This window comes from Oceaniglobus sp. K40-3 (assembly GCF_055808395.1).
On the sequence record NZ_CM147868.1, the window covers coordinates 1,079,291 to 1,103,752 of the forward strand.

The window sequence follows — 24,462 nt, forward strand, 5'->3', positions numbered from 1 at the left end:
AACATGGATAGCGTGATCTTTGATCCCCTTGTGCCACTCGCGGTTCTGGCTGGGCTTGGCGCGTTGGCCTGTGGTATTGTCGCCCTGTGCCTTTGGCGCGGGCTGTCGGGGTGGTGGCTGCGCGGTTTGGCGGCGGTTGTTCTGCTGGTCGCGCTGGCCAATCCTTCGCTGCAACAAGAGGATCGCGCCCCCCTGAGCGACATCGTGATCCTTGTGGTGGATGAAAGTGCGTCGCAGGGGATTGCCGACCGCGCCGCGCAGAATGCCGAGGCTATTGCAGGCGTTACCCGCGAGGTGGCGCAACTGGACAACACCGAACTGCGGGTGGTGCATCTGGGGGATGGCGAGGGTGATCAGGGCACCTTGCTGATGACGGCCCTTGCCGAGGCCATGGCCGAAGAACCGCGCGCCCGGCTGGCCGGTGCGATCCTGCTGACGGACGGGCGGTTGCATGATGTGGATGCGGCGCCCGATCTGCCCGCGCCGCTGCATGTGCTGCTGACCGGGCACAGCAGTGATTGGGACAGGCGGCTGGTGGTCACCAACGCCCCCGCCTTTGCGATCATCGACGAACCTGTCACCCTGACTGTGCGGGTCGAGGATCAGGGCGCGGTGCCGGATGGTGCGGCGGATGAGGTGCTGTTGCAGATCGCGCTGGACGGTGGCGCGATGCAGACCTTTCAGGTGCCGGTGAACGAGGATCTGGAACTGCCCGTCACCCTGACCCACGGGGGCATGAACGTGATTCAGTTCATCACCCCGGAAATTGATGGCGAGCTGACCGACCGCAACAATGCCGCCGTGGTGCAGATCAACGGCGTGCGCGACCGGCTGCGCGTTCTGCTGGTGAGCGGTGAGCCGCACCCGGGCGAACGCACCTGGCGCAACCTTCTGAAATCCGACAGCAGCGTCGATCTGGTGCATTTCACCATCCTGCGCCCGCCGGAAAAACAGGACGGCGTGCCGGTGACGGAACTGTCGCTGATTGCCTTTCCCACGCGCGAATTGTTTCTGGAAAAGATCGATGAATTCGATCTGATCGTGTTCGACCGCTATAAACGGCGCGGCATTCTGCCCGCGCTTTATTTTGACAATATTCGTCAGTATGTGGAACGGGGCGGGGCCGTTCTGGTGGCGGCGGGGCCGGATTTTGCCGGTGCGGATCTGATCTATCGCTCGCCTCTGGGGGATGTGCTGCCCGGTGCGCCCACGGCGCGGGTGTTCGAACAGGGGTTCCTGCCGCGCCTGAGCGATCTGGGGAAACGGCACCCGGTGACCCAGGGATTGGACACCGCCGAAGGGCCGCTGACGGCTGATGGTTTGCCCGGTTGGGGCCGCTGGATGCGCCAGATCGAACTGACGCCGCTGGGCGGGCAGGTGGTGATGAAAGGCGTGGACGATGCGCCCCTGTTGATCCTGAACCGGGTGGGCGAGGGGCGCGTGGCGCTTTTGGCCTCGGATCAGGCCTGGCTGTGGTCGCGCGGGTTTGAGGGCGGCGGGCCGCAGTTGGAATTGCTGCGCCGTCTGGCCCATTGGATGATGAAAGAACCCGAACTGGACGAAGAGGCCCTGACGGCAACGGCGGAAGGTCAGCGGATGACTGTGTTGCGCCGCACCCTGTCAGATACCGTGGGCGATGTCGAAATCACCGCGCCCGATGGCACCACCACCACCCTGACCCTGCAACAGGTGGCGCCGGGGCGATTTTCGGCGGATTGGGACGCGCCGGAAATCGGGCTGTATCGTTTGCGCGAAGGCGATCAGGACGCGGTAATCGCCCTTGGCCCGGCTGCCCCGCGCGAGTTTGAACAAACCGTCGCCTCGGCCAGTCTGTTGCAGCCCTTGGTGGATCTGCGGCGCGGGGGCGTCATGTCGGTTGAAGACGGCATTCCCGATCTGCGACAGGTGCGCGAAGGGCGGCCCGCCGCCGGGCGCGGCTGGATCGGGATTACCCCACGCAAGGCCTATTTGACCGCGGATGTCACGGTGATACCGCTGGTGTCGGCCTGGCTGTTCCTGCTGTTGGCGGCGCTGCTGACCGTGGGCGCCTGGCTGCGCGAGGGGCGGCGTTAACGGGGCATTTCAAACGGCGTTGTGGTTTCGCCCCAGCCTTCAACCTTGGTGCGGGCGCGGATGAACACCTTGTTCGCGCTTGTCGGCACCGCGATGCCCGATTGCGACCGGGTGAAGGGTTGTTCGGTTTCGTGGGGGTGGGCAAGGGGGCGGTCGCCCAGAACCGTGCCATCGGCCAGTTCCACCCGCCAGCCATCGGCGTAATCATCCCATCCGGTATCAGCGTGGCGCAGGGTGACGGAAAATGTCCAACCCGCGCTGTCGGCGCGGGCCGTGACCGCCTCGATCTGCGCCGGGTCGGACAGGGCCGGGGTGGCGAAAAGCAAGGCGATGGACAGGACGAGAGGTTTCATGGCAGGCTCCGGTGTCAGGGTACCTTGTGATACCATAGGCGCCGCGATCATGCAGTTCACGGTTTCGCGGGTGGCACCGACAGCAGAATGTCGCGCGGGCGCGAGCGGAACTCGCGCGACCAGAGAATCCACAGGGTTGTTGCCGTGGCGACCAGCAGGGGAACAGGCCCCAGCAACCAGGCCAGCGCGCCAAGGGCAAAATACATCGACCTGAGGCCGCGATTGAAATTCCACGCCGCGCGGATGTTCAACTCGCCCGCCTGCACCGCCCGGGGATAGGTAAGCGGATTGTCGATGGCATTGGGCACCGCGGCCATCACCACGGCGCAATATCCAAACAGGCGGTTGGACCAGACAAAGCGCAGAAACGCATTGGTCAACAGCAGTGCCACAAGGCCCAGTTTCAGTTCCCAGATAAAATCCGGCACGCTGGTCAACGAGAGTTCGGCCGCCACTCCGCCCAGACGTTCGGCATTGCCGATCAGGGCCAGCACCCCGCCAATCGCGATCACGCTGGTCGAGGCAAAGAACGACGTGCTTTGGCGCAGGGCGCCCAGGACCGTGGCGTCAAAGATGCGCGGTTCCCGGGTGACCATTTCCTGCATCCAGTCGCGCCGGTATCGCATCATGATGACGGTCACCGAAGGATGCGCCGCATCTTCCCTTTCGATCCACCAGCCGATCACCGCCCAGCCGACCAGCAGCACCGCGACCGAAGCGGCATCAAGAAGCGACAGCAGGGTAAGACGATCAATCAATGTCATGCCCGTGACATTAGGGGCAAGGATAGCGGGTTGCCAGATGGGAAAATTGGTTATATTTTCTTACCAATCGCCCCGCAGGAGTGCCGCCCATGGATATGCCCGCCCCGAATGCCACCATCATTGGCCGCAAGGCCGAAATTGTGACCGCCTTGCAAAAGCTTCTGCCTGCCCATGCGGTGATCCATGAGGCGCGGGAAACCAAGGCCTATGAATGCGACGCGCTGACTGCCTATCGCTGTCCGCCGCTGTGCGCCGTTTTGCCGTCCAGCACCGATGAGGTGTCGGCGGTGCTGAAACTGTGCCACGAGATGGGCGTGCCGGTGGTGCCGCGCGGATCGGGCACATCGCTGGCCGGGGGGCCTTGCCCACGGCGGATTGCGTGATCCTTGGGGTGGCGCGGCTGAATGAAGTGTTAGAGGCCGATTATCCCAACCGTGTCGTGCGGGTGCAGACCGGGCGCACCAATCTTTCGGTGACCGGCGCGGTCGAGGATGACGGGTTCTTTTACGCCCCCGACCCCAGTTCGCAACTGGCCTGTGCGATTGCCGGCAACATCGGGATGAACAGCGGCGGGGCGCATTGCCTGAAATACGGCGTGACGACCAACAACCTGTTGGGCGTGACCATGGTTTTGATGGATGGCACCGTGGTGGAAATCGGCGGTGCCCATCTGGATGCGCCAGGGCTGGACCTGTTGGGGGTGATTTGTGGCTCGGAAGGCCAACTGGGGGTCGTGACCGAGGCGACCCTGCGGATTCTGCACAAGCCCGAAGGCGCGCGCCCGGTGTTGATCGGATTTGACGACAATGAGGTGGCAGGGGCCTGCGTGTCCGACATCATCAAGGCGGGGGTGTTGCCGGTGGCCATCGAATTCATGGACCGCCCCTGTATTCGCGCGACCGAGGCCTTTGCCCACGCGGGATACCCCGATTGCGAGGCGTTGCTGATTGTCGAGGTCGAGGGCAGCGATGCCGAGATCGACGAACAGCTTGCCCTGATTATCGAGATTGCCCGCAGGCATACCCCCGTGGAACTGCGCGAAAGCAAATCCGCCGAGGAAAGCGCCAAGATCTGGCTGGGCCGCAAATCGGCCTTTGGCGCCATGGGGCAGATCAATGATTACATGTGTCTGGACGGGACGATCCCGGTGTCGTCGCTGCCCCATGTGCTGCGCCGGATCAAGGAATTGTCGATTGAATACGGGCTGGACGTTGGCAATGTGTTTCATGCGGGGGATGGCAACATGCACCCGCTGATTCTGTTCGATGCCAACACCCCCGGCGAGCCTGGAAAAATGCGAGGCGATGGGCGCCGACATTCTGCGCCTGTGTGTCGAGGTGGGCGGCTGCCTGACCGGGGAGCATGGCGTGGGGATCGAAAAGCGCGATCTGATGGTGGATCAATACGATCCGGTGGATTTGGAGGCGCAGTTGCGGATCAAAGATGTGTTCGACCCGAAATGGTTGTTGAACCCGGCCAAGGTGTTTCCGCTGGCCAGCACCGAAAGCCGCCGGGCCATATGACGCAGGCGTTGGGATTTGAGTATTTTTATCAGTAAAAAGCAGGGGGATGCGATGCTTTTGCCCAGGGATGAGGCGGAATTGGGCGCGATGGTGCGTGATGCCGATGGCCCTTTGTGGGTTGAAGGGGGCGGCACCCGGGGAGCGGTTGTGCCGCGCGTGGGTGAGCGGTTGAGCACGGCGGGCCTGTCGGGGATCACGCTGTATGAACCGGGGGCGCTGACCCTTGTGGCGCGGGCCGGGACGCCCTTGGCCGAAGTGGAGGCGGCGCTGGCGGCGGAAAACCAGCGCCTGCCGTTTGAGCCGATGGATCATCGGGTGGTGTTGGGCACCGATGGTGTGCCGACCATTGGCGGTGTGGTGGCGGCCAATGTTTCGGGGCCACGCCGGATTCAGGCGGGGGCGTGCCGGGACAGTCTGATCGGGGTGCGGTTTGTCGATGGGCGCGGGGATGCGATCAAGAACGGTGGGCGGGTGATGAAGAATGTCACCGGGTACGATCTGGTCAAACTGATGGCCGGTTCCCATGGCACGCTGGGGGTATTGAGTGAGGTCAGTTTCAAGGTGTTGCCTTGCACCGCGACACAGGCGGTGGTTTCGCTGTCCGGGTTGGATGTGGCGCAGGGGATTGCGGCCCTGTCTGCCGCGTTGGGATCACCGTTTGAAGTTTCCGGTGCGGCCTTTCACGAGGGGCGAGCGTTGATCCGTATCGAGGGCTTTGCCAATTCGGTTGCCTATCGGGCGGGGCGGTTGCAGGCGTTGCTGGCCACCTTCGGTGCGGCAGAGGTGGATATGGATGCGGGCCGTGTCGGTGATCTGTGGCGCGATATTGCCAATGGTGCCACATTTGCCGGAACGGATGAGGATGTCTGGCGGATCTCGGTCAAGCCCGGTGACGGGGCCACCATTGCGGCGCGGCTGCCTGATGCGCGGTTGTTGTTTGATTGGGGTGGTGGGTTGATCTGGGCCGGGACGGCGGCGGGCGCGGATCTGCGCGGCGCGTTGGCGGGTATCCGCGGCCATGCCACCTTGGTGCGCGCGGCGCCCGAAACCCACGCGTTGCTGGGGACATTTCACCCCGAACCCGCGCCGCTGGCGGCGATCAGCGCGGGTATCCGCGCCCAGTTTGACCCGCGCGGCATCTTGAACCCCGGACGGATGGGATAGCGGAACATGCAGACGAATTTCACGCCTGAACAGTTGAAAAATCCGGCCACCGCGCGCAGCAATGAGATTTTGCGGGCCTGTGTGCATTGCGGGTTCTGCACGGCCACTTGCCCCACCTATCAGGTGTTGGGGGATGAATTGGACAGCCCCCGGGGGCGGATTTACCTGATCAAGGACATGCTGGAAAATGACCGGCCGGCCGATGCGAAAACGGTGAAACACATCGACCGCTGCCTGTCGTGTCTGGCCTGTATGACGACCTGCCCGTCGGGGGTGCATTACATGCATCTGGTCGATCATGCCCGCGCCCATATCGAAAAGACCTATCGGCGCCCGATGATGGAACGGGTGCTGCGCTGGACTTTGGCCAAGGTGCTGCCCAATCCGATGCTGTTCCGGCTGGCGCTGTTGGGGGCCAAGATCGGGCGGCCCTTTGCCTTTCTGGTGCCTGATGCGCGGTTGCGCGCGATGTTGGAGATGGCCCCGAAAAAGGTGCCGCCGGTAAGCCGCAACGACGACCCGCAGGTGTTTGCCGCCGAGGGCGCGCGCAAGATGCGCGTGGCCCTGTTGACGGGGTGCGCGCAAAAGGCGCTGAACACCGATATCAACGATGCCACGATCCGTTTGTTGACCCGATTGGGGGCCGAGGTGGTGGTGGCCGATGGGATGGGGTGTTGCGGGGCGCTGGTGCATCACATGGGGCGCGAGGAGGAGAGCCACGCGGCGGCGGCGCGCAACATCAAGGCCTGGATGGCCGAGGATGGGCGCGATGCGCTGGATGCGATCGTGATCAACACCAGCGGCTGTGGCACGACGGTGAAGGATTATGGGCATATGCTGCGCAATGATCCTTTGGCGGCGGAGGCGGCAAAGGTTTCGGAACTGGCGATGGATGTGTCCGAAGTGTTGGTGAAATTGCTGCCTGATGACCTGCCGGTTGATACAAAAGGCCTGCGCGTGGCCTATCATGCGGCCTGTTCCCTGCAACATGGGCAGCAGATCAAGAGCGCGCCAAAGGATTTGTTGAAACGGGCCGGGTTTGAGGTGGTTGAACCGAAAGACAGCCATCTGTGTTGTGGCTCGGCCGGTACCTATAACCTGATGCAGCCTGAAATCAGCAAGGAGTTGAAAACGCGCAAGGTTTCGACGTTGATGGCGAAAGACCCCGATGTGATCGCCGCCGGCAATATCGGCTGTATGATGCAGATCGGCAGCGCGGCGGAGGTGCCGGTGGTGCATACGGTTGAATTGCTTGACTGGGCCACGGGGGCCGCGGCCAGCGGCGCTTGACCATGGCGGTGCCCCGCAAGTGCCGCGCCTTCGCTAGGGTTCTGCCGCAACTCTGCCCAATAACGTGATTATCTCTTTGTTAAGGCAAGGGAGTATAGCATGCGGTTGATCGGGGCAATTGTTGGAGGCGCGATGGCGGTGCTGGCCGCGTTGGGCGCGCAGGCGCAAGAGGAAACCGGGTTGCGCACCCTGCTTACGGCGGATGACAGTCGCGGCTGGGATGCCGTCGGGCGGCTGAATTTTGGCGACACAGCGTTTTGCACCGGGGCGCTGATTGCCGAGGATATTGTTCTGACCGCCGCCCATTGTCTGTTTGACAAACGCACCGGGCGGAGGTTCGACGATGACAAGATCGAGTTTCTGGCAGGCTGGCGCGATGGCCGCGCCCAGGCCTATCGCGGGGCGCGGCGCAGCGTGGTGCACCCGGATTATGACATCAACGACAAGGCGATGGGCCGGATTGCCCGGGATCTGGCGCTGATCCAGTTGGACCGCCCGATCCGCAACAGCCGCATCACCCCATTTGCGACCCATGCCCGCCCGCAAAAGGGCGATAGCGTCGGTGTCGTGTCCTATGCCCATGATCGTGCCGAACGGCCCAGCCTGCAAAAGACCTGCCATGTTCTGGCCCGCCAATCCGGCGCGCTGATCCTGTCGTGTCAGGTGGATTTCGGATCGTCAGGCGCGCCGGTCTTTGTGCTGGATGGCGGGCGCCCCGAGATTGTATCGGTGGTGTCGGCCATGGCCGATATGAAGGAACAGAAGGTGTCGATCGGCACCTCGCTGGAACAGCCTCTGGCGGTGCTCATGGCGCTGTTGCAAGAGAATGACGGGGTGTTCGGGCGTTCGACATCGCGGTTGAGCCAACTCAACCATGGCAGCGGTCGTTTTGCGAAATTTCTGAAACCATGAGGGCGGTCTGCCACGCCTTCCTTGCGCTGGTCCTGGGTCTGCTCGCCTGTGGACCGGCGCCGGTATTTGCTCAGGATTCCGGGCTGAAACGGCTTTCCCTTCGCTCTGAGGGGTTGGGATGGGAGGCTGTGGGGCGGGTTGATATTGGCGGGCAGGGGTTCTGTTCGGGGGTATTGATTGCCACCGATCTGGTGTTGACAGCGGGGCATTGCCTGTTTGACCGGATGGCGGGCAAGGCCCATGACCTGGGCGCGGTCCGGTTTCGCGCGGGTTTGCGCGATGGGTTGGCGGTGGCGGATCGTGGCGTGAAACGCGCCGTGGTACATCCGGTCTATGCTGATCCGACCATGGGCCGTGCGGGGCAGATCCGGTTCGATCTGGCGCTGCTGGAACTGGATCAGCCGATCCCGGCCAGCATTGCCGCGCCTTTTGTCGTTGAAGCCATGCCAACGCGCGGACAGGAGGTATCGGTGGTGTCTTATGCCCGGGGCCGGGCCGCTGCCTTGTCGTGGCAGCGGCGCTGCGGGGTGCTGGACAGTCGCGATGCCCTGATCATGCTGTCGTGTGATGTGACGTTCGGGTCGTCCGGCGCGCCGGTGTTCGATCTGTCGGGCCGTCGCGCCCGGATCGTTTCAATCGTGTCATCGGGGGGGAATTCCGCGGACGGAAGGTGGCCTATGGCATGGATATTCCGCCGGTTCTGGCCGAACTGAAAGCGGCCCTGCGCACCGGGCGCGGCGTGATCGAGGCGGCGCCGGCAAACACCCGCCGCGTGGTGCCCCGGCGCGATCACAGGGCGTCGGGTGCGCGGTTCATCAAGGCGCGCCCGCGCGATTGAGGGGCTTGAACCGTCGGATTCCCTGCCTACCTAAGCGTTACCGGGCGCCAATACGGGCCCGGCACATCGGCCCGTCCCCGCTGGGAGGGCTTTAAAATGTTGTCGCTTTTGGAAGGATGACCCATGCGAACCTTTGATCTTGCCCCGCTTTATCGTGCCACTGTCGGATTTGACCAGGTGGCCGATCTGATGGACCGCGTTTTGACCGACAATGTCGGCGCGCAGAGCTATCCGCCCTATAACATTGAAAAGACCGCCGAAGATGGATGGCGTATTTCGATCGCCGCCGCCGGATTTTCCGAACAGGATCTGACCGTTGAAGTGCGCGAAAACGCCCTTATCGTGTCTGCCCGCAAATCGACTGAAGAGACACCGCGCACCTATCTTCACCGTGGGATCGCCACCCGCGCGTTCGAGCGCCGGTTCCATCTGGCCGATCATGTGCGCGTGACGGCTGCGTCCCATGTGGACGGGATGCTGCATATTGATCTGGTACGCGAAGTACCCGAGGCGCTGAAACCCCGCCGCATCGAGATTGCCAAGGGCGATACTGTTGAACGCAAGGCGGTTGAAAAGGCTGCGGTCTGATTTTCCGACCTTAGTGAAGATTGAAGGCGCGCCAGGTGGCGCGCCTTTTTTGAGTATTTTTATCAGTAAAAAGCCAGGCGTCAGTTTTTCATGCTGTCGGCCAGGCGCATCAGGCTGACCGCTTCGTGGCGATATCCGAACGCATCTTCGCCCAAGGCGCCATGTGCCAGGGCGATGGCATCTTTCATATCCCAGTCGCCCAGATAATCGGACCCGCGCAGCAACTGCCCGAACCCGGCGATGGCGGCGGCAAACCTTGCGTCGGTATCACCGGTGGTGAGGGTTTCGGGGATTGCCAGTTCCGTCAGGGTGCTTTTGTTGGTTCCCGGTGCCTTGGCGCGCAGGCGCAGAAAGGCCAGTTCGCCGCTGGGGGCGCCCGGCGTTTCGGCGCCATAACGCAGGGGATCGTTCAGGGTGGCGGGTGATCCGACGGGGGTGATTTCGTAGAGCGCGGTCACTTGATGCCCGGCGCCGATTTCGCCTGCATCCACCGCATCGTTGTTGAAATCCTCGCGCCGCAGGGCGCGGGTTTCATAGCCGATCAGGCGGTATTCGGTCACTGCCGCCGGGTTGAATTCGACCTGTATTTTCACGTCATCGGCAATGGGAAACAGCGCGCCGGTCAGTTGATCGACCAGCACTTTTTGCGCCTCGGACAGCGTGTCGATATAGGCGGCCTGCCCGTTGCCGTTCTGGGCCAGGGCCTGCATCGTGGCATCGTCGAGGTTGCCCCGCCCAAAGCCGAGCACGGAAAGATAAATGCCACTGTCGCGTTTGTCGGCGATGTAGGATTTCAGCGATTGTGGGTCGGACAGGCCGACGTTGAAATCGCCATCGGTGGCCAGAATGACGCGGCTGACCTCGCCGTATTTTGTCATTTGCGCTGCCGTGGCGTAGGCCTGTTGCAGCCCTTCCTGCCCGGCGGTGGAGCCGCCCGCCGAAAGCCGGTCGAGGGCTGCGAGGATGGTGGAGCGGTCCCCGGCCGGTGTCGGGTCAAGCACCTGGCCGGCTGATCCGGCATAGGTGACGATGGCCACCTCATCATCGGGGCGCAGTTGTGCCAGCATCAGGCGGAACGACTGGATCAGCAGGGGCAATTTGTTCTGGTCATTCATCGAGCCGGAAGTGTCGATCAGGAACACCAGATTGAGGGGCGGGCGATCTGCCAGTGGCGGCAGCGCGCCCTGAAGCCCGATGCGCAGCAGTTGCGTGCCGGCGTTCCAGGGGGTTTGCATCAGGCTGACCGTGGGGCGAAAGGCGGTGCCGGTGGCGGGGGCCGGGTAATCGTAGGGGAAATAGTTGATCATTTCCTCGACCCGGACGGCATCGGGGGGGCAGGGTGCCGGACATGATGGATTGGCGCACGACGGCATAACTGGCCGTGTCCACATCGACCGAAAAGGTGGAAACCGGTTGGTCGCTGACGGGTTTCACGGGGTTCGGGTTTGCATTGGCATAGGCTTCGGTGTTTGGCTCGGGGACTGCGGCGGGTGGTTTGCTGACCACACCACCAAGATAGGCATCGGCGGCGGGGCGCGCGCGTTTGGCGGCAAGGCTGGGGGCGGGCGACGGTGGCGGCGGCGCTGCGGTTGCGGGTTCGGCCATGGGGGCGTCACTCATGGCGCGGTCGGCGGTTTCTTCCTGCCGTTGCAGGGTGTCGGGGGACGCGCCTGGGCGCAGCATGTCGCGGGTGTTTGGCAGCGCCACAAACACGGCAGCGGCAACCAGCGCGGTTGTCGCGGTCAGGGGAACGGGGCGGGTGAGGGTGGAAAACATCTGTCTGGCTCCTGTCCATAACACCGCCCATCCCTTGGGGCGGTCATGAATAGGACGCGCGGTGTTTGCCGATCCTTGGGTCGTGTCGAAATTTTTTGCGCCTCGGCCAGAATGCGGGCGCGGCGCGTGGCGTCGGGCGCGGGGGTGGCGCGCGCCATGGCAGATTTCAGATCGTTCAGCGGGTCGGTCATATCGCGCCCTCCTGTTGGGCCAGATCGCGCAGGCGTTTGCGCACCTCGGACAAGCGCCAGCTTATGGTGCCTTCGGAGATACCCAACACCTGGGCGGCCTCGGCGTGGGTCATCTCGTCGTCCATGGTCAGCGCCAGGGTGTCGCGCAGATCAGCGGGCAGATGGGCCATGGTGTGATAGAGCCAATCCTGCCGTTCGGCTGCGTCGTTCATATCGGCCTGTCGGGCCTGTTCCCAATCGCCCCATCCGGTGGCGGCCCTGGCGTGGCTGGCGTGACGGCGGCGCCGATCGTGAGCCGCGTTCACCGCCACCCGGTAGAGCCAGGTGGTGAACCGGGCCTGCCCGTGAAACCGTGCCAAGCGGGCGGGCAGGGTGACACATATGTCCTGTGTCAGATCCTCGGCTTCGGCGCGGTTTCCGGTCAGGCGGAAACACAGGGCGAACAGGGTGTCATAGCGCCGCTCAAGCAGGGCGGCAAAGGCGGCACCATCGCCGTTCGCAGCCCTGTGGGCCATATCCTCATCCGATGGGTTCATGTGTATCACCCTCATATGACGGGTGGCGGTGGTCAATCCTTGGCGGGGCGGGGGAATTTTTTGCATGGGGTCTGGCGCGCGGGCGCGGGGCCGGTCCATACTGCGCGCAAAGAGGAGTACGGCCCATGGAATGCGTGTTTGTCCAGATCAGATGTGTCCCCGGTGAAACCTACCGCGTTGCCGATGAAATCGTGCTGCGCGAGTTGCATTCCGAGCTGTATTCCACCAGCGGCGAATTCGATCTGCTGCTGAAGATGTATATCCCCAAAGAGGCCGATATCGGGCTGTTCATCAACGACAACGTCCGCACCATCAAGGGCGTGGAGCGGACGTTGACAACCCTGACGTTCAAGGCGTTTTGACGCTAGGGCATTATTCGATGGCCGAAGATATTGGCGGGGTTTCGGCCACGTCGATGAGGTGCAGGGTATCAAATCCGCCGAGGATGGAATCCACCGCAATCGTTGCCAGTACGATTCCCATGACGCGGCTGATCACGCTGGCACCCGTTTTGCCGATAACGCGATAGACCAGCGTGGCAACGAGCAACAGGCACAGCGTCAGGATCATCACCAGCACCAGAAGCCCGCCGGTCAGGGCCTGTTCTGCGATGGTTTGATTGTGGTTGTCGGTCAGAACCACAACCGCGAGCATCGCGCCGGGCGAGGCGATGGAAGGCATGGCAAGAGGAAAGACGGCACCGGCCAGATGATCGCGCTCGGCCTCTTCGATTTCGAGGTCGGGCTTGGAATTGCCAAAGATCATCGTCAGGGCGAACAGGAACAGGATGATACCGCCGGCAATCTGAAACGATCCAAGGCGCAGGCCGAGAATTTCAAGAATATACTGCCCGCCAATCAGAAATGCCAACAGTACGGCGGTGGCGATGGCCACTGCGCGTACCGCAAAGCTGCGGTGCAGCGTGCGTGGCACATTGGCGACTGCAAACAGGAATACAGGAATAGAGCCGACCGGATCAATAACGACCAGAAGTGTTACAAATTCGCGCAGAATGTCCGCCCAGTTCACATGGCTGTCCTTGAAAATGAGATATGGAATTGCGACCCCGGAACAGGGCCGCGACGGGGTGGATTATGTCATGGGAACGGGCCGGGCGAAACCGCAATTTCCAGCGGCTTTGCCCGGCATTTGATTTCTGGTGCTTCGGTTATACCGACAGGCAGACGTATTTCATCTCAAGGTAATCGTCGATGCCGTGGTGGCTGCCTTCGCGGCCAAGGCCCGATTGTTTGACGCCACCAAAAGGGGCCACTTCGGTTGAGATGATGCCGGTGTTCACGCCGACGATGCCATATTCCAGCGCCTCGGCCACCTTATAGACGTTGGACAGGTCGTTTGCGTAAAAATAGGCGGCCAGACCAAAGATCGTGTCGTTGGCCATGTCGATCACGCGGTCCACGTCGTCAAAGCGGAACAGGGGCGCGAGGGGGCCAAAGGTTTCTTCGGTGGCCACGGCCATGTCCTGGGTCACGCCGGTCAGGATGGTGGGTTGAAAGAACATCCCGCCCAGATCGTGCGGCGCGCCGCCGGTCTGTAGCTTGGCGCCTTTGGCCAGTGCATCCTTGATGTGGTCCTGCACCTTTTCCACCGCGCTCATTTCAATCAGCGGGCCAAGGTCGGCGCCCTTCAGCCCGTCCCCCACGGTTTTCTTTGCCAATGCGGCGGCCAGTTTGGTGGCGAAGGCGTCGTAAACCCCGGATTGCACATAGATCCGGTTGGCGCAGACGCAGGTTTGGCCGTTGTTGCGGAATTTGCACATCATCGCGCCCTCCACTGCGGCGTCAAGATCTGCGTCGTCGAACACGATGAAGGGCGCATTGCCGCCCAGCTCCATCGAACATTTCATCACCTGATCGGCGGCCTGTGCCAGCAGGATACGCCCCACTTCGGTGGACCCGGTGAAGGTCAGCTTGCGCACAGTGGGGTTTTCGCAGAATTCCTTGCCGATTTCCGAACTGGAGGACGAGGGGAGGATCGACAGGATGCCCTTGGGCAGGCCCGCGCGATCGGCTAGAACGCCCAATGCCAGGGCCGACAGCGGGGTCAGCGAGGGCGGGCGCACCACCATGGCACAGCCTGCGGCAAGGGCAGGGGCCACCTTGCGGGTGATCATGGCGTTGGGGAAATTCCACGGCGTGATCGCGGCACAAACGCCGATGGGCTGTTTCATCACCATGATTCGTTTGTCGGGCTGGTGGCCGGGAATTGTTTCGCCGTAGACCCGTTTTGCCTCTTCCGCGAACCATTCGATGAAGGACGCGCCATAGAGAACCTCGCCCTTGGCCTCGGCCAGTGGTTTGCCCTGTTCGGCGGTCAGGATGGTGGCCAGATCATCGGCGTGTTCGATCATCAGGTCGAACCATTTGCGCAGGATGTTGGCGCGGTCCTTGGCGGTGCGCGCGGCCCATTCCTTTTGCGCCAGACGGGCCTTTTCGATGGCATCGGCACATTGGGAACGGTTCAGATCGGCGACGCTGGCAATCACATCGCCCCGCGCGGGGTTGGTGACATCGAACGTCTTGCCACCCGCGCCGTCGGCCCAGTCGCCGGCCAGATAGGCACGGGTGACCAGAAGGGCGGGATCGGTCAGAAGGTCGGACAGGTTGGTGGTGGAATCGAGCATGACAAGCACTCCGTCTGGGGCAGGTTCGCGGGTTTGACATGACAAATCATGTGACCCGGCGGATTGTCCAGTTATAACCGATCCTGCACACAGAGGGTTCCGACATGTCCAACGATATTGCCTATGCCAACGGAGATTTCATTCCCGGCGCCATCGCCTATCCGGCGAAATGGGCCGCTGCGGCCAAAGCGTTTCGCGCGGGGTTGTCGGCGCAGGGGCGGGCCTTGCTGGATCAACCCTATGGGCCGGGGGCGCGCCAGCAGTACGATATGTTTTTGCCTGAAACCGCCGCCAAGGGTGTCGTGGTGTTTGTGCATGGGGGATATTGGCGGATGTTTGACCGCACCTCATGGTCGCATCTGGCGGCGGGGGCGCTGGCGCGGGGCTATGTGGTGGCGATACCGTCTTACACATTGGCCCCGCAGGCGCGGATTGCCGGGATCACGCAGGAAATTGCCACAGCCCTGCGGGTGATCGCCGAGGCGACAGAGGGGCCGATCCGCCTGACCGGCCATTCGGCGGGGGGGCATCTGGTGGCGCGGATGCTGTGCCGCGATGTCGATCTGGGCCGGGCCGAGGCGCGGGTGGTGAATTGTGTGCCCATATCGCCGGTCGTGGATTTGCGCCCGCTGATCGACACCGCGATGAATGCCGATTTCAACCTCGACATGGCAGCGGCCGAGGCCGAAAGCCCCCGTTTGATGCGCGACATTCGCGATGTTCCGGTAACGGCATGGGTGGGCGGCGATGAACGCCCGGTGTTCATTGATCAGGCGCGCTGGCTGGCTGATGCCTGGCCAAATGCGCGCCTGCACATCGAACCGGGGCGCCACCATTTCGATGTGATCGAGGCGCTGGAATTGCCTGACAGCGCGCTGACAAATGCCGTTTTGGCCTGAGCGCGCCATGGCCCCTTGATTGGCCGCGCCCAGAGGGTTAAGTGCCAAAGCAGCGGGAATGATGGCGTCGTTCCGATACCGCTCTGATCCGTCCTGAACGCCGGGACTTCAGGTCAGGAGGTATGACGCATGACCGATACACGCACGGAATTTCTGACATTCGAAAATGGCAACAAGGCAGCTTTGCCGTTTGCCGGTGCCGAATATGAGGCGCGGCTGGCGCGGTTGCGGGCCAATCTGGCCGAACGCGGAATCGCGGCTGCCGTGTTCACCTCGATGCACAACATCGCCTATTATTCGGGCTTTCTTTATTGCAGCTTTGGCCGCCCCTACGGGTTGGTTGTGACCGCGACAGATTGTGTGGTGATTTCGGCGGGCATCGATGCCGGGCAACCCTGGCGGCGATCCTTTGCCACGGCGATCACCTATACGGACTGGCAGGGCGATAATTTCTGGCGCGCCGTGCGGTCTGTGACCGGCAGCGGTGTGGTTCTGGGGTATGAGGGCGATCATATGACGCTGACCCAGCATCAGGCGATGCAAGGCATGCTGTCGCCCGAACGCATGATCGATATCGCCCCCGCCTGCATGGCACAGCGCATGGTCAAATCCGCCGCCGAGATCGATCTGATCCGCGCCGGGGCGGCGGTGGCCGATGTGGGGGGTATGCAATCAGGGATGCGGTGCGCGAAGGCGCGCGCGAGATTGATGTCGCCATGGCCGGACGGAATGCCATGGAGCTGGAAATCGCACAGCGGTTCCCCGATGCCGAATACCGCGACACATGGGTGTGGTTTCAGTCGGGGCTGAACACCGATGGTGCCCATAATCCTGTCACGGCCCGCAGGCTGAAGCGGGGCGATATCCTGTCGCTCAACTGCTTTCCGATGATTTCGGGGTATTACACCGCCTTGGAACGGACGTTGTTCGTGGGCGAAGTGGACGACGCCAGCCTGAAAATCTGGCAGGCGAACGTCGCGGCCCATGAATTGGGCATTTCCCTGATCAAGCCGGGAGCCACCTGTTCGGGCATCACTCACGCGATTAACGATTTCTTTGCCAGTCGCGATCTGTTGCAATACCGCAGCTTTGGCTATGGCCATTCGTTTGGCATCCTGTCGCACTATTATGGCCGCGAGGCGGGACTGGAACTGCGCGAGGATGTGGATACCGTACTGACCCCCGGTATGGTCGTCAGCATGGAACCGATGCTGACCCTGCCCGAGGGCATGCCCGGTGCCGGTGGATACCGCGAGCATGATATTCTGGTGATCGGCGATGACGACGCGGAAAATATCACCGGCTATCCCTATGGCCCGGATTTCAACGTGGTGTAAGGGCCGGTTGACGCCCGCGATGTTTTGTTTCAAGCTGAACCTGCGGGGCGGTGTTCGCTGCCCTGTTTTCCCTGAATATTTGCGCCGGGCATGAGACCGGCGCGGCGTGCGTCTGGTGTCGGCTCCGGCAAGGAGAGGTGACATGAACGACACGATCGAACGCGCCGAGGCTTTGGCACGGCGGCTGCACGACGGGCAGATGCGCAAGGGCGCGGCGCGCGAACCCTATATCATCCATCTGGAGGAAGTTGCCGCGCTGGTTGCCACATGGGGTGGCGACAATGACACCATCGCCGCCGCCTGGTTGCACGATACGGTCGAGGATTGCCCCCCGTTCAGCGCCGCTGATCTGACGGTGGAAATGGGCGCGCGGGTCGCCGGAATCGTGGCCGAACTGACCGACGACAAAAGCCTGCCGAAACCCGAGCGAAAGCAGTGCCAACTTGCCAATGCCCCGGGAAAATCGCCCGAGGCGGCGCTGGTGAAACTGGCGGATAAATGCTCCAACATCGGCGCGCTGGTTGCGTCGCCGCCCGAAAACTGGTCCCGGCCGCGGATGATGGCCTATGTGGATTGGGGCGTTTCGGTGGTTGATGCACTGCCCGCGCCGCTGCCGCCCGCGGCGCTGAGCGAGTTTCGCCGCAGGGTTGCCATGGCGCGGCTTCGCCTTGGCTGATCGTGCATCTACGCTTGCCGCTGTGCCTGTGCCCTTCTATTCTTCAAGGAAATACCTATGTAAATCTTTGTAACATTACGGAGGGCCAGATGGCCGATTTTGAATCTCAGGTTCGCGAAAGTCAGGCGCAGGTGGCCGAAGCCCAATCCAAGATTTCCGAACTGACCAGCCGGATTGAAACGGCCCGTTCAAAAATGGCCGCAGGCACCGACGCCACGGTGGACATTGAAAACGCCACCCTGGACGATGTTCACGCTCACACCGAAATGATGAACGCGAACATCGCCGAGCTGATCATGGGGCTGGATGATGTAACCGCCGGATTTTCGCGTGACTTTGCCGAAATGCGTGACAAGACGGGATGGGAGAGTTTTGTCGGGATATTCTCTGAGGGAAAATCCGATTCCATGCGGCAGGAGCGGATGCGCACCGCCAGCGTCGATGACAAATTGCAGGATCTGATTTCAAAATCCGACATCATCGTCAAGCTGCTGGAAGGGCAGTTGGCGGTGCTGAACGAACAAAAAGCCAAGGTTGAGGTTAATCTGAGCGAAACCCTGGACGAGCGTGAATTCACCGTGGGAGAGCTTGAGTCGCTGCGGGCCGAAATTCTGGCCATGGACCCGAAACTGATCGAGTTGGAAAACAAGATCAGCGTTGAACAGGACGCCGCCGCGCGCACCCGTCTGGAAACTGAACTGGCCGACCTGAACAAGGCCTATAACGATATGGTGCAGCAAGAGCAGGTGAAGCTGGCCAAGTCGCAAACCCTTGAACGCTATATCGAAAAGGGCAAAACTTGGGTGGATTCGTTGCAAAATCAGGCGGCGACACAGATGGTGCTGATCAACAAATTGCAGACCGACACGAAACAACGTGTGGTGCTGTACGATGCCCTGACCAAATCGCTGAAAACGGCGCAGCAGCAGGATGTGGCGCACCGGATCAACGAAATCGGCGTGCAGACGGATCAAGAGGCGCAGACGGCCATGGCGCAGATCGGTGTGGCCACCAACAGCCGGATGGCCGATATGATGGAAGCCCACGAAGATCACATGGTATTTGCCCGCAAGGTATTGGAACAAAAGGCCAAGGCGGACGAACGCTTTGCCCGCCGCTTTGCCGGGATCGTCGATAAACACGACAAGAACCTGTATGGCGAGTAGGCCATGAGCGATGTGATCACAGGCAAGGATCTGAGCCGCGATCACGTGGGGCTTTCCGATACCGAGATCGTGCGCCGGTATTTCAGAAAGTTCGAAGCGATCACGGCCCACCTGGACCGGGTCGCCACCGAAATGCAGGTAGAGGGCACCTTTGACCGCAACGAGGTGCAGGTTATTGGCGGTTATATCGAACGGATCGCCGGCACGTTTCGTGCGCTGGGCATGAAATATCTGATGACGGGGCGCGATACCGGTACGTTTCTTGGCAGTCTTGCCATGGACACCACCGAAAGCGGTTTTCCGGTGTTTCGCGAGTTGCTGACCATGGGCAGCGATTTTGCCCAGGCCACGCACCATCTTGAGGCAACCCCGGATCGCACGGCATTGATCGAGCAGATGCTGAGCCAGATCATCGGTGATCGCGAAATCCCCACGCGGCTGCAATTCGCGATGTCCCAGCGGCTGTATTACGAATCGCTGTTGGAGCAACGGTTGTTCTGGGCGCAGAATGACCCGCGCACGATCTGGCTGGATGGCTTGCATGACCGGCGGCGGTTTCTGGTTCATTGGGCGGTCTATGACAGCCAGGTGAACCTGCCGGTGATCTATCTGATGGAGCTTGAGGACACGGGGCACACATCACTGCCCAAGGACGCCACCCGCTGGCCCGCCGTTCAGGCGCATCTGATCGCGCAATCCATGGACGGGCTGAAATTGCTGACCATCGCCAAGGGGTTTGACGGGGATTTTGACAATCTTCACCCCAAACGCCTGCGCCGTATCCATGTAGGACCGATGTATTCGGCGGCCTATACCCGGCAAAGCGGGCCGATCCGCGATGTTCTGGAACAGGCCCGCGCGCCCGAGGGGCAGGATTGGTGCCTGGCCTGGACCATCGAGGAACTGGAAAGCGAGCGGGTGGAAAGCGAACGCAAGGGGTGGTTTTCAACCGTGGAGCGCGAGATTTTCGCGCTTGACCCTTTTGCCGGGCGCGGGGCCGATACCGGCGCCACCCGCACCGAACGCGCGGTGATCCTGCCCCAGCGCCCCTATCAGGTGTTGGCCGAGATGAACCCGCCCGGCTTTGCCTCGGTTCGCAAATTCGTGGTGTCGCCGGCGGGGCGTGTTCTGAGTTATCGGTAGCTGCGTTTGGTGGATGTCGGAATTTGAGTATTTTTGTCAGTAAAAAGCTGGGGGTTTCGTGAGCATTTCAGGCGATCAGATGGAACTGCCCGAGGCGGATATCCGCAAGCATTATTCTGCGGCTTTGGCCATGCTGGAAGGGTTTGATCACACGCCGCGGGTGGCCGAGGGCCATGGCGAGGCCCCGGCAGAGCGTTCGCCCGGGATTGGCACGCGGCGGCGGTTTCGCTCGACCACGCCGGGGCTGGTGACACGGTCGACTGCGCGCCCCGAAGGTGTGCGGCTGATCGAGCGGATTGAGGGGGTGGGCGATGATGGTCTGCCCTCGCCCTTGCAGGCAAGTGTATTGCAGGGAATGCGCCGGGCGCTGGCGATTGCATTGGCGGTGGGCGAGCAGTTTTGCGAACGCACCGGGTTGGATGCGCTGAAGCGGGATAATCTGGCCGGGGGTGGCGGCCACGCGCAAGGGCGAATTTTCGGATCTTCTGGCGGCGGAGGCATTGGTGTGCATGTCGGTGTTTGCCAATGCGGCCACGTTTCTTTTGGCGGCCCATGCGGGTGAGGCAACGGTGGAGATTGGCGAGGTCGAGGAGGTGTTGACCGACAATGCGCCGCTGGCCTTGCATGGTGTGTTGTGGGAATTGGATCAGGACATCCACGCCTTTGCCAGTGATGAGCCGCGCCTTGTGGCCACGGTTCTGGCCTTTGGCGAGGCGTTGATCGGGCGGGTCGAAATGCGCGCGGGCAGTGCGCCGGGGCTGGGGGCGTTTACCTCGGCGGCGTGGCGGGTTGAGGCGGATGATTTTACCGTTCAGGGATTTGCGCCCGCGCGCCGGGCCGGGGGCAGCGCCCTGAGCATGACGTTCAAGAAGCCCAACGAGGTGGTGGGCAACCATATCGCCAAATATCAGGCGATGAAGCTGTCCAAGATGTTGATGGCCTATGATTTCGAACGGCGGATCAACCCCTTTGCCGAATTGGGCGGGTTTATCTTTACCTTTATGGGCGATGGCGCGCCGGGGACGGGGAAAACCACCCTGATCCAGATGATGGCGGGGTTGATTTCGGGGTATTGCGAGGTGGCGGGCTATCCGTTCCGCTATCAGAACTTGAGTACCGACAATATCGATTCCTATCAGGGGAAATCGGGGCAGAACGCCAAGGCCTTTATCAACAATATGATTGATCCGTCGGTGATCGGGTTCGGCACGATTGACGATATTGATCAACTGGCGGGCAAGCGCGGTGATCGGCAGAGCTCATCCGGGCAGCTGGAGATCACCGCTGTGTTGATGGAGAGTTTTGCCGGGGCAAATACGGTGGTGCGGGGGAACTGCACCTTTGGGATGTTTTCGAATTACCCCGAGAATGTGGATGATGCCCTGCGCCAGAGGGCCGGGGCGCGGTTTCTGGTGGACGGGCCGCAGACGCGGGAGGATTACATCGACATTCTGCATCTGTTGATGGGCAAGAACCATGCGATCCCGGTGGGCGATCATGATCTGTTTGCGGCGCAGGAAATCAAAAAGGCGGTCGCCGCCAGTTTCGCCAGCCACGGTCGCCCGAAAGAGGACGGGTTGATCGAGGTGTGGGAGCGCACGGAGGCCAGGCTGGGCCGTCTGGATACGATTGCCAAGCTGGGGACATATCTGAAGGGGATCCAAGAGGCGGATCACCGGTTTACCGGCCGCGCAATCAAGAACATCACCGATGCGGTCAAGGTGCGGGCGATGGATTTTGAGCTGCCCGACGAATGGATGGAAAACCCCGATCTGTTCCTGTTCAAACCTTACGGCGACAAATTGGCGATGATCCGGGATATGGCACAGCCGATCACGGTGGATATGGTGGTGCAGGAAATCAACCGATATGCCGACAGTGAATTCCGCTATGCCGACAAGAGCGACGAGGTGGCGATTGCCAATATGGTGCGTGACTTCGGCCTGAGCGAAGAGGCCAAGCGGCGGTATCTGGAGGGCAGGGGCGCATGAGTGTTCTGGTGTTCGGGGCCACGCTGATTGTCGCGTCGGTGGTGGTCAGTCTGGGGGTGGCGGCGTTTTTCACCGATCCGGGCGTTTACCGTGCGTTGGGCCATGGGCGGGCGTTGGTGGGGGGCGTGCTGATCTGTGCGATCTGTGCCTTTGCGTTGTTTGCGGTGATGAACCCCGATCCGCTGCCCTGGCCTGAACCGTTCGAGGCTTATGTGCGCCGGACGTTTGGCATCGTGGTGTTTTCATCGTTTATCTGGTTGCCGATTTTTCTGGCCGTTTTCACCACGCTGGCCCGGCGGCGCAATCGGGAACAGGCGTGATGGGGGTGGTTCTGCCGGTTCTGGCGATCGTGCTGGCCGCGATTGCCGTGCCATTGGGCCTTGGCCGGGTGTTGCCCGAGGGCGGCGCGTGGCTGGTGGTGAATGGCGGGCTGTCGGCGGTGGCGATGACGTTGATTTCGGCGGGATATTTCCTGTGGGCCTATGGGCAACAGGACAGTCGGGTGATTGATGCGCTGGGGGTGGCCCCGGGGGGGACGGCGCGGTATTTCCTTGGGCTTGGCCTGTGGGCCGGGCTGATCTGGGCGCCGGTTGTTGTGCTGACCATATCGACCCTGCCGCGCCGTTGGAGAGTGAAAGAATGGTAAGTGAACCTTTGCCCGTTGTCTGGGCCGCCACCACAACCCTGCCGCTGATGGCTGTGGGCGGCCTGGCCGTTCTGGGCTGGGTCATGGGCCGGGGGCAGGCGGTATTGTCGCGCATGGCGGGGATCGCCGTTTTGTTGCTGGCACTTGGTGGTGTTTTGGCGCTGGGCATCTACGTATCGAACGGGGTCGAGGTGCGGGCGGCGATACACCATGATCCGTGGGGTGCGGTTTTGTGGTTTGGCTGGGTCGGGGCGCAATTGGCGGGGTTTGGCATTGCGATCACCTGGGCGCGGATGCTGTTGGGCGGGAAGGGGGCGACATGAAACGCCTGATCGAAAAGGGGCTGATGTTTGGCGGGCTGGTCGAGGTGTCGTCGCCCGCTTTGATCGAACGCTATAACCGGGCGCTGAAACAACTCACCGGCAAACAGACGGCGCTGGCGGATTTTCATATTGATCTGTCGGGGTATTCGCCGGAAGTGGGCGAAGAGCTGGGCGATCATCAGTATCTGAACGCCAACGGCTGTAACCGGCAGTTCATCTTGCTGAGCACGGAGCAGAAAACCGCGCCGCTGTTGAACATGGCATTTTCCACCAGCCGCCCGATTTTGGTGGATTTTATCAAGACCAACGAAGGCGAGCTGTTCGCGTTGACCGCCCGTGATGCGGTGGCGGGCGAATTGGCCAATTCGGTGTTTGAAATTTCGCGCCCCGCCCGCCTGTTCGACATCCGCAAGATCGTGGTCGAGGCGGACACCACAGGTTCGCATGTGGCCGACGCGCGCAAACTGGCCGAAAAGATCGACCTGTTTCGCACCCGCGAAGATGGTTGGTGGGATGATGTGCTGATCGCCGAAATGATCGGACTGGCCAAACACACCGGTGATGTCACCCGCAACCCGGTAACGTTGAAGCGGATGGAGTTTGACCATGGAGATTTCTGGACCTCGCATTTCGGTGGCTCTTACGTTTTCCAGACCATGGATGCCCCGTTTGTGATCACGGCGACACCGCCTGCCTTTACGGTTGATGACGGGGTAAGCGCCGCGGTCATGGGGCTGGATCAGCCGAACACCATTGCCCGCACGCTGGAACAGAACGCGCTGGTCGAACCTATCGTCAAGGCGCGCAATGTGGACGCGGTGGCGATCCTGCGCCAGAAGATGGATTTCATCCTGATTGACGCGGCCGCGACGCTTGAGATTGATCTGGGCGGCGCCACCCGCACCGATCTGCGCGCCATTGCGCGGCGGCTGGGGCGTGCCTTGCCCGACGCTTTTCTTGGTCTTGGCGATCTTTTGCGCTGGGTCGAGGGGGGCGGCACATGGCCCCGGATCACCAGCGAACACCCCGCCTATTTCTATACCCTGCGCGCCGCTGCCGGGCCGGACCGCGATCTGGTGAATATGCTTTTGGCCGAACTGGCGCCGCTGGACGTGCGGCAATTGTTCATCTGCCATAAGGAACTGTTCTATAAACTGTACCGCACATGGCCCGATCAGCGGCGCCAATATGTGGCCGATTTTCTGGAACGGGAATATCAGGTGGACAAGGCCGGCACCCGCGCCGCCCTGTTCGGCGGCGAACCGGGGATGGATGATGTCACGCCAAAGGCTGTCCCCGACCGACGCGCCATGGTCGAACGGGTTGGCCCCTGGGGCGCAGTAAGGAGACAGCAATGATCTTTGCGATTGCCCGGTTGGGGCTGATGGGGTTCGTGGTGCTCAGTATCATATATGTGCTGGTGTCGATCTATTCCCGTTCGGTGCGGCGTGAGCGGCTTGAAAAACGCTGGGAGGAAGAAGGGATTGGCGGTGATCGTGCGGAATATGTGCGCGCCGGGCTGGCCGAATATGACGGATCGGTGCGGCGCAAGCTGATCCTCGGGGTATATGTTGTGCCGGTTATTGTGATCGGTACGCTGATTTATGCGATCAATTACTGGTAAGGAAC

22 protein-coding genes and 4 pseudogenes are annotated in these 24,462 nt (G+C 61.8%); 20 read left to right on the forward strand and 6 right to left on the reverse strand.

Going from position 1 to position 24,462, the window contains the following annotated elements; all coding sequences use genetic code 11:
* The first annotated feature begins 3 nt into the window (after positions 1 to 3).
* Positions 4 to 2,073 (forward strand): hypothetical protein, encoded by a 2,070-nt coding sequence (locus AC0L7P_RS05530; protein WP_473434825.1) that lies wholly within the window; start codon positions 4 to 6, stop codon positions 2,071 to 2,073.
* Here the strand turns inward: AC0L7P_RS05530 and AC0L7P_RS05535 are convergent.
* Positions 2,070 to 2,426, reverse strand: a complete 357-nt coding sequence (locus AC0L7P_RS05535; RefSeq protein WP_473434826.1) for a hypothetical protein — start codon at positions 2,424 to 2,426, stop codon at positions 2,070 to 2,072. The genes AC0L7P_RS05530 and AC0L7P_RS05535 overlap by 4 nt on opposite strands.
* Positions 2,427 to 2,482: 56 nt before the next feature.
* A complete protein-coding gene (locus AC0L7P_RS05540; RefSeq protein WP_473434827.1) occupies positions 2,483 to 3,190 on the reverse strand; it encodes a DUF599 domain-containing protein in 708 nt (235 codons plus the stop codon).
* 89 nt (positions 3,191 to 3,279) lie between these two features.
* On the opposite strand from AC0L7P_RS05540, the pseudogene AC0L7P_RS05545 reads away from it, so the two are divergent.
* The 7 genes and pseudogenes from AC0L7P_RS05545 to AC0L7P_RS05575 all read left to right on the forward strand — a co-directional run bounded on the left by AC0L7P_RS05545 (position 3,280) and on the right by AC0L7P_RS05575 (position 9,505).
* A pseudogene (locus AC0L7P_RS05545) lies at positions 3,280 to 4,713 on the forward strand (FAD-linked oxidase C-terminal domain-containing protein).
* 51 nt (positions 4,714 to 4,764) lie between these two features.
* Complete coding sequence (locus AC0L7P_RS05550) at positions 4,765 to 5,877, forward strand: FAD-binding protein (protein ID WP_473435407.1); 1,113 nt, start codon at positions 4,765 to 4,767, stop codon at positions 5,875 to 5,877.
* A gap of 6 nt (positions 5,878 to 5,883) precedes the next feature.
* A complete protein-coding gene (gene glcF, locus AC0L7P_RS05555; RefSeq protein ID WP_473434828.1) occupies positions 5,884 to 7,167 on the forward strand; it encodes a glycolate oxidase subunit GlcF in 1,284 nt (427 codons plus the stop codon).
* 99 nt (positions 7,168 to 7,266) lie between these two features.
* Positions 7,267 to 8,079, forward strand: coding sequence for a trypsin-like serine peptidase (locus AC0L7P_RS05560; protein ID WP_473434829.1), 813 nt, complete (start codon positions 7,267 to 7,269; stop codon positions 8,077 to 8,079).
* A complete protein-coding gene (locus AC0L7P_RS05565) occupies positions 8,076 to 8,792 on the forward strand; it encodes a trypsin-like serine peptidase (protein WP_473434830.1) in 717 nt (238 codons plus the stop codon). The genes AC0L7P_RS05560 and AC0L7P_RS05565 overlap by 4 nt, the downstream gene beginning before the upstream one ends.
* Positions 8,762 to 8,917, forward strand: a complete 156-nt coding sequence (locus AC0L7P_RS05570) for a hypothetical protein (protein WP_473434831.1) — start codon at positions 8,762 to 8,764, stop codon at positions 8,915 to 8,917. Before AC0L7P_RS05565 ends, AC0L7P_RS05570 begins: the two co-directional genes overlap by 31 nt.
* A 123-nt stretch (positions 8,918 to 9,040) precedes the next feature.
* Entirely contained in the window at positions 9,041 to 9,505 is a 465-nt protein-coding gene (locus AC0L7P_RS05575; protein WP_473434832.1) for an Hsp20 family protein, read from the forward strand.
* 80 nt (positions 9,506 to 9,585) lie between these two features.
* On the opposite strand, the pseudogene AC0L7P_RS05580 reads toward AC0L7P_RS05575, so the two are convergent.
* Both AC0L7P_RS05580 and AC0L7P_RS05585 read right to left on the reverse strand, forming a co-directional pair.
* A pseudogene (locus AC0L7P_RS05580) lies at positions 9,586 to 11,472 on the reverse strand (vWA domain-containing protein).
* The gene (locus AC0L7P_RS05585; RefSeq protein ID WP_473434833.1) at positions 11,469 to 12,008 is read right to left on the reverse strand and encodes an RNA polymerase sigma factor; all 540 of its coding nucleotides are present in this window, start codon (positions 12,006 to 12,008) and stop codon (positions 11,469 to 11,471) included. Before AC0L7P_RS05585 ends, AC0L7P_RS05580 begins: the two are co-directional and overlap by 4 nt.
* A gap of 125 nt (positions 12,009 to 12,133) precedes the next feature.
* On the opposite strand from AC0L7P_RS05585, the gene AC0L7P_RS05590 reads away from it, so the two are divergent.
* The gene (locus AC0L7P_RS05590; RefSeq protein WP_473434834.1) at positions 12,134 to 12,370 is read left to right on the forward strand and encodes an Lrp/AsnC ligand binding domain-containing protein; all 237 of its coding nucleotides are present in this window, start codon (positions 12,134 to 12,136) and stop codon (positions 12,368 to 12,370) included.
* A 10-nt stretch (positions 12,371 to 12,380) separates the two neighbouring features.
* Here AC0L7P_RS05590 and AC0L7P_RS05595 read toward each other — a convergent pair whose 3' ends face one another.
* A complete protein-coding gene (locus AC0L7P_RS05595; protein ID WP_473434835.1) occupies positions 12,381 to 13,037 on the reverse strand; it encodes a MarC family protein in 657 nt (218 codons plus the stop codon).
* A gap of 139 nt (positions 13,038 to 13,176) precedes the next feature.
* Positions 13,177 to 14,652: an NAD-dependent succinate-semialdehyde dehydrogenase gene (locus tag AC0L7P_RS05600; protein ID WP_473434836.1), complete on the reverse strand. Its 1,476-nt coding sequence runs from the start codon at positions 14,650 to 14,652 to the stop codon at positions 13,177 to 13,179.
* Positions 14,653 to 14,756: 104 nt separating this feature from the next.
* On the opposite strand from AC0L7P_RS05600, the gene AC0L7P_RS05605 reads away from it, so the two are divergent.
* The 11 genes and pseudogenes from AC0L7P_RS05605 to AC0L7P_RS05655 all read left to right on the forward strand — a co-directional run bounded on the left by AC0L7P_RS05605 (position 14,757) and on the right by AC0L7P_RS05655 (position 24,457).
* On the forward strand, positions 14,757 to 15,551 hold the full coding sequence (locus AC0L7P_RS05605; protein ID WP_473434837.1) for an alpha/beta hydrolase: 795 nt from the start codon (positions 14,757 to 14,759) through the stop codon (positions 15,549 to 15,551).
* 129 nt (positions 15,552 to 15,680) lie between these two features.
* Positions 15,681 to 16,888 (forward strand): annotated as a pseudogene (locus AC0L7P_RS05610) (aminopeptidase P family protein).
* 142 nt (positions 16,889 to 17,030) lie between these two features.
* A complete protein-coding gene (locus AC0L7P_RS05615) occupies positions 17,031 to 17,564 on the forward strand; it encodes an HD domain-containing protein (RefSeq protein ID WP_473434838.1) in 534 nt (177 codons plus the stop codon).
* Between the two features lie 89 nt (positions 17,565 to 17,653).
* Positions 17,654 to 18,730 (forward strand): hypothetical protein, encoded by a 1,077-nt coding sequence (locus AC0L7P_RS05620; RefSeq protein ID WP_473434839.1) that lies wholly within the window; start codon positions 17,654 to 17,656, stop codon positions 18,728 to 18,730.
* A 3-nt stretch (positions 18,731 to 18,733) separates the two neighbouring features.
* Positions 18,734 to 19,873, forward strand: coding sequence for a hypothetical protein (locus AC0L7P_RS05625; protein WP_473434840.1), 1,140 nt, complete (start codon positions 18,734 to 18,736; stop codon positions 19,871 to 19,873).
* Between the two features lie 58 nt (positions 19,874 to 19,931).
* Positions 19,932 to 21,864: pseudogene (locus tag AC0L7P_RS05630) on the forward strand (AAA family ATPase).
* Positions 21,861 to 22,184, forward strand: coding sequence for a hypothetical protein (locus AC0L7P_RS05635; RefSeq protein WP_473434841.1), 324 nt, complete (start codon positions 21,861 to 21,863; stop codon positions 22,182 to 22,184). The pseudogene AC0L7P_RS05630 and the gene AC0L7P_RS05635 overlap by 4 nt, the downstream one beginning before the upstream one ends.
* Positions 22,184 to 22,510 (forward strand): hypothetical protein, encoded by a 327-nt coding sequence (locus AC0L7P_RS05640; protein WP_473434842.1) that lies wholly within the window; start codon positions 22,184 to 22,186, stop codon positions 22,508 to 22,510. Before AC0L7P_RS05635 ends, AC0L7P_RS05640 begins: the two co-directional genes overlap by 1 nt.
* Positions 22,504 to 22,833 (forward strand): hypothetical protein, encoded by a 330-nt coding sequence (locus AC0L7P_RS05645; RefSeq protein ID WP_473434843.1) that lies wholly within the window; start codon positions 22,504 to 22,506, stop codon positions 22,831 to 22,833. The genes AC0L7P_RS05640 and AC0L7P_RS05645 overlap by 7 nt, the downstream gene beginning before the upstream one ends.
* A complete protein-coding gene (locus tag AC0L7P_RS05650; protein ID WP_473434844.1) occupies positions 22,830 to 24,191 on the forward strand; it encodes a DUF6638 family protein in 1,362 nt (453 codons plus the stop codon). Before AC0L7P_RS05645 ends, AC0L7P_RS05650 begins: the two co-directional genes overlap by 4 nt.
* Positions 24,188 to 24,457: a hypothetical protein gene (locus AC0L7P_RS05655; RefSeq protein WP_473434845.1), complete on the forward strand. Its 270-nt coding sequence runs from the start codon at positions 24,188 to 24,190 to the stop codon at positions 24,455 to 24,457. The genes AC0L7P_RS05650 and AC0L7P_RS05655 overlap by 4 nt, the downstream gene beginning before the upstream one ends.
* The last annotated feature ends 5 nt before the right edge of the window (positions 24,458 to 24,462 follow it).

What these genes read in the sequence shown, in the direction of transcription:
- AC0L7P_RS05535 (WP_473434826.1), bottom strand. Translation starts at nt 2,426, where the DNA reads ATGAAACCTCTCGTCCTGTCCATCGCCTTGCTTTTCGCCACCCCGGCC.
- AC0L7P_RS05650 (WP_473434844.1), top strand. Translation starts at nt 22,830, where the DNA reads ATGAAACGCCTGATCGAAAAGGGGCTGATGTTTGGCGGGCTGGTCGAG.
- AC0L7P_RS05585 (WP_473434833.1), bottom strand. Translation starts at nt 12,008, where the DNA reads ATGAACCCATCGGATGAGGATATGGCCCACAGGGCTGCGAACGGCGAT.
- AC0L7P_RS05570 (WP_473434831.1), top strand. Translation starts at nt 8,762, where the DNA reads ATGGATATTCCGCCGGTTCTGGCCGAACTGAAAGCGGCCCTGCGCACC.
- AC0L7P_RS05550 (WP_473435407.1), top strand. Translation starts at nt 4,765, where the DNA reads ATGCTTTTGCCCAGGGATGAGGCGGAATTGGGCGCGATGGTGCGTGAT.
- AC0L7P_RS05645 (WP_473434843.1), top strand. Translation starts at nt 22,504, where the DNA reads ATGGTAAGTGAACCTTTGCCCGTTGTCTGGGCCGCCACCACAACCCTG.
- AC0L7P_RS05655 (WP_473434845.1), top strand. Translation starts at nt 24,188, where the DNA reads ATGATCTTTGCGATTGCCCGGTTGGGGCTGATGGGGTTCGTGGTGCTC.
- AC0L7P_RS05615 (WP_473434838.1), top strand. Translation starts at nt 17,031, where the DNA reads ATGAACGACACGATCGAACGCGCCGAGGCTTTGGCACGGCGGCTGCAC.
- AC0L7P_RS05620 (WP_473434839.1), top strand. Translation starts at nt 17,654, where the DNA reads ATGGCCGATTTTGAATCTCAGGTTCGCGAAAGTCAGGCGCAGGTGGCC.
- AC0L7P_RS05530 (WP_473434825.1), top strand. Translation starts at nt 4, where the DNA reads ATGGATAGCGTGATCTTTGATCCCCTTGTGCCACTCGCGGTTCTGGCT.
- AC0L7P_RS05625 (WP_473434840.1), top strand. Translation starts at nt 18,734, where the DNA reads ATGAGCGATGTGATCACAGGCAAGGATCTGAGCCGCGATCACGTGGGG.
- AC0L7P_RS05560 (WP_473434829.1), top strand. Translation starts at nt 7,267, where the DNA reads ATGCGGTTGATCGGGGCAATTGTTGGAGGCGCGATGGCGGTGCTGGCC.
- AC0L7P_RS05590 (WP_473434834.1), top strand. Translation starts at nt 12,134, where the DNA reads ATGGAATGCGTGTTTGTCCAGATCAGATGTGTCCCCGGTGAAACCTAC.
- AC0L7P_RS05540 (WP_473434827.1), bottom strand. Translation starts at nt 3,190, where the DNA reads ATGACATTGATTGATCGTCTTACCCTGCTGTCGCTTCTTGATGCCGCT.
- AC0L7P_RS05600 (WP_473434836.1), bottom strand. Translation starts at nt 14,652, where the DNA reads ATGCTCGATTCCACCACCAACCTGTCCGACCTTCTGACCGATCCCGCC.
- AC0L7P_RS05605 (WP_473434837.1), top strand. Translation starts at nt 14,757, where the DNA reads ATGTCCAACGATATTGCCTATGCCAACGGAGATTTCATTCCCGGCGCC.
- AC0L7P_RS05575 (WP_473434832.1), top strand. Translation starts at nt 9,041, where the DNA reads ATGCGAACCTTTGATCTTGCCCCGCTTTATCGTGCCACTGTCGGATTT.
- glcF (WP_473434828.1), top strand. Translation starts at nt 5,884, where the DNA reads ATGCAGACGAATTTCACGCCTGAACAGTTGAAAAATCCGGCCACCGCG.
- AC0L7P_RS05640 (WP_473434842.1), top strand. Translation starts at nt 22,184, where the DNA reads ATGGGGGTGGTTCTGCCGGTTCTGGCGATCGTGCTGGCCGCGATTGCC.
- AC0L7P_RS05565 (WP_473434830.1), top strand. Translation starts at nt 8,076, where the DNA reads ATGAGGGCGGTCTGCCACGCCTTCCTTGCGCTGGTCCTGGGTCTGCTC.
- AC0L7P_RS05635 (WP_473434841.1), top strand. Translation starts at nt 21,861, where the DNA reads ATGAGTGTTCTGGTGTTCGGGGCCACGCTGATTGTCGCGTCGGTGGTG.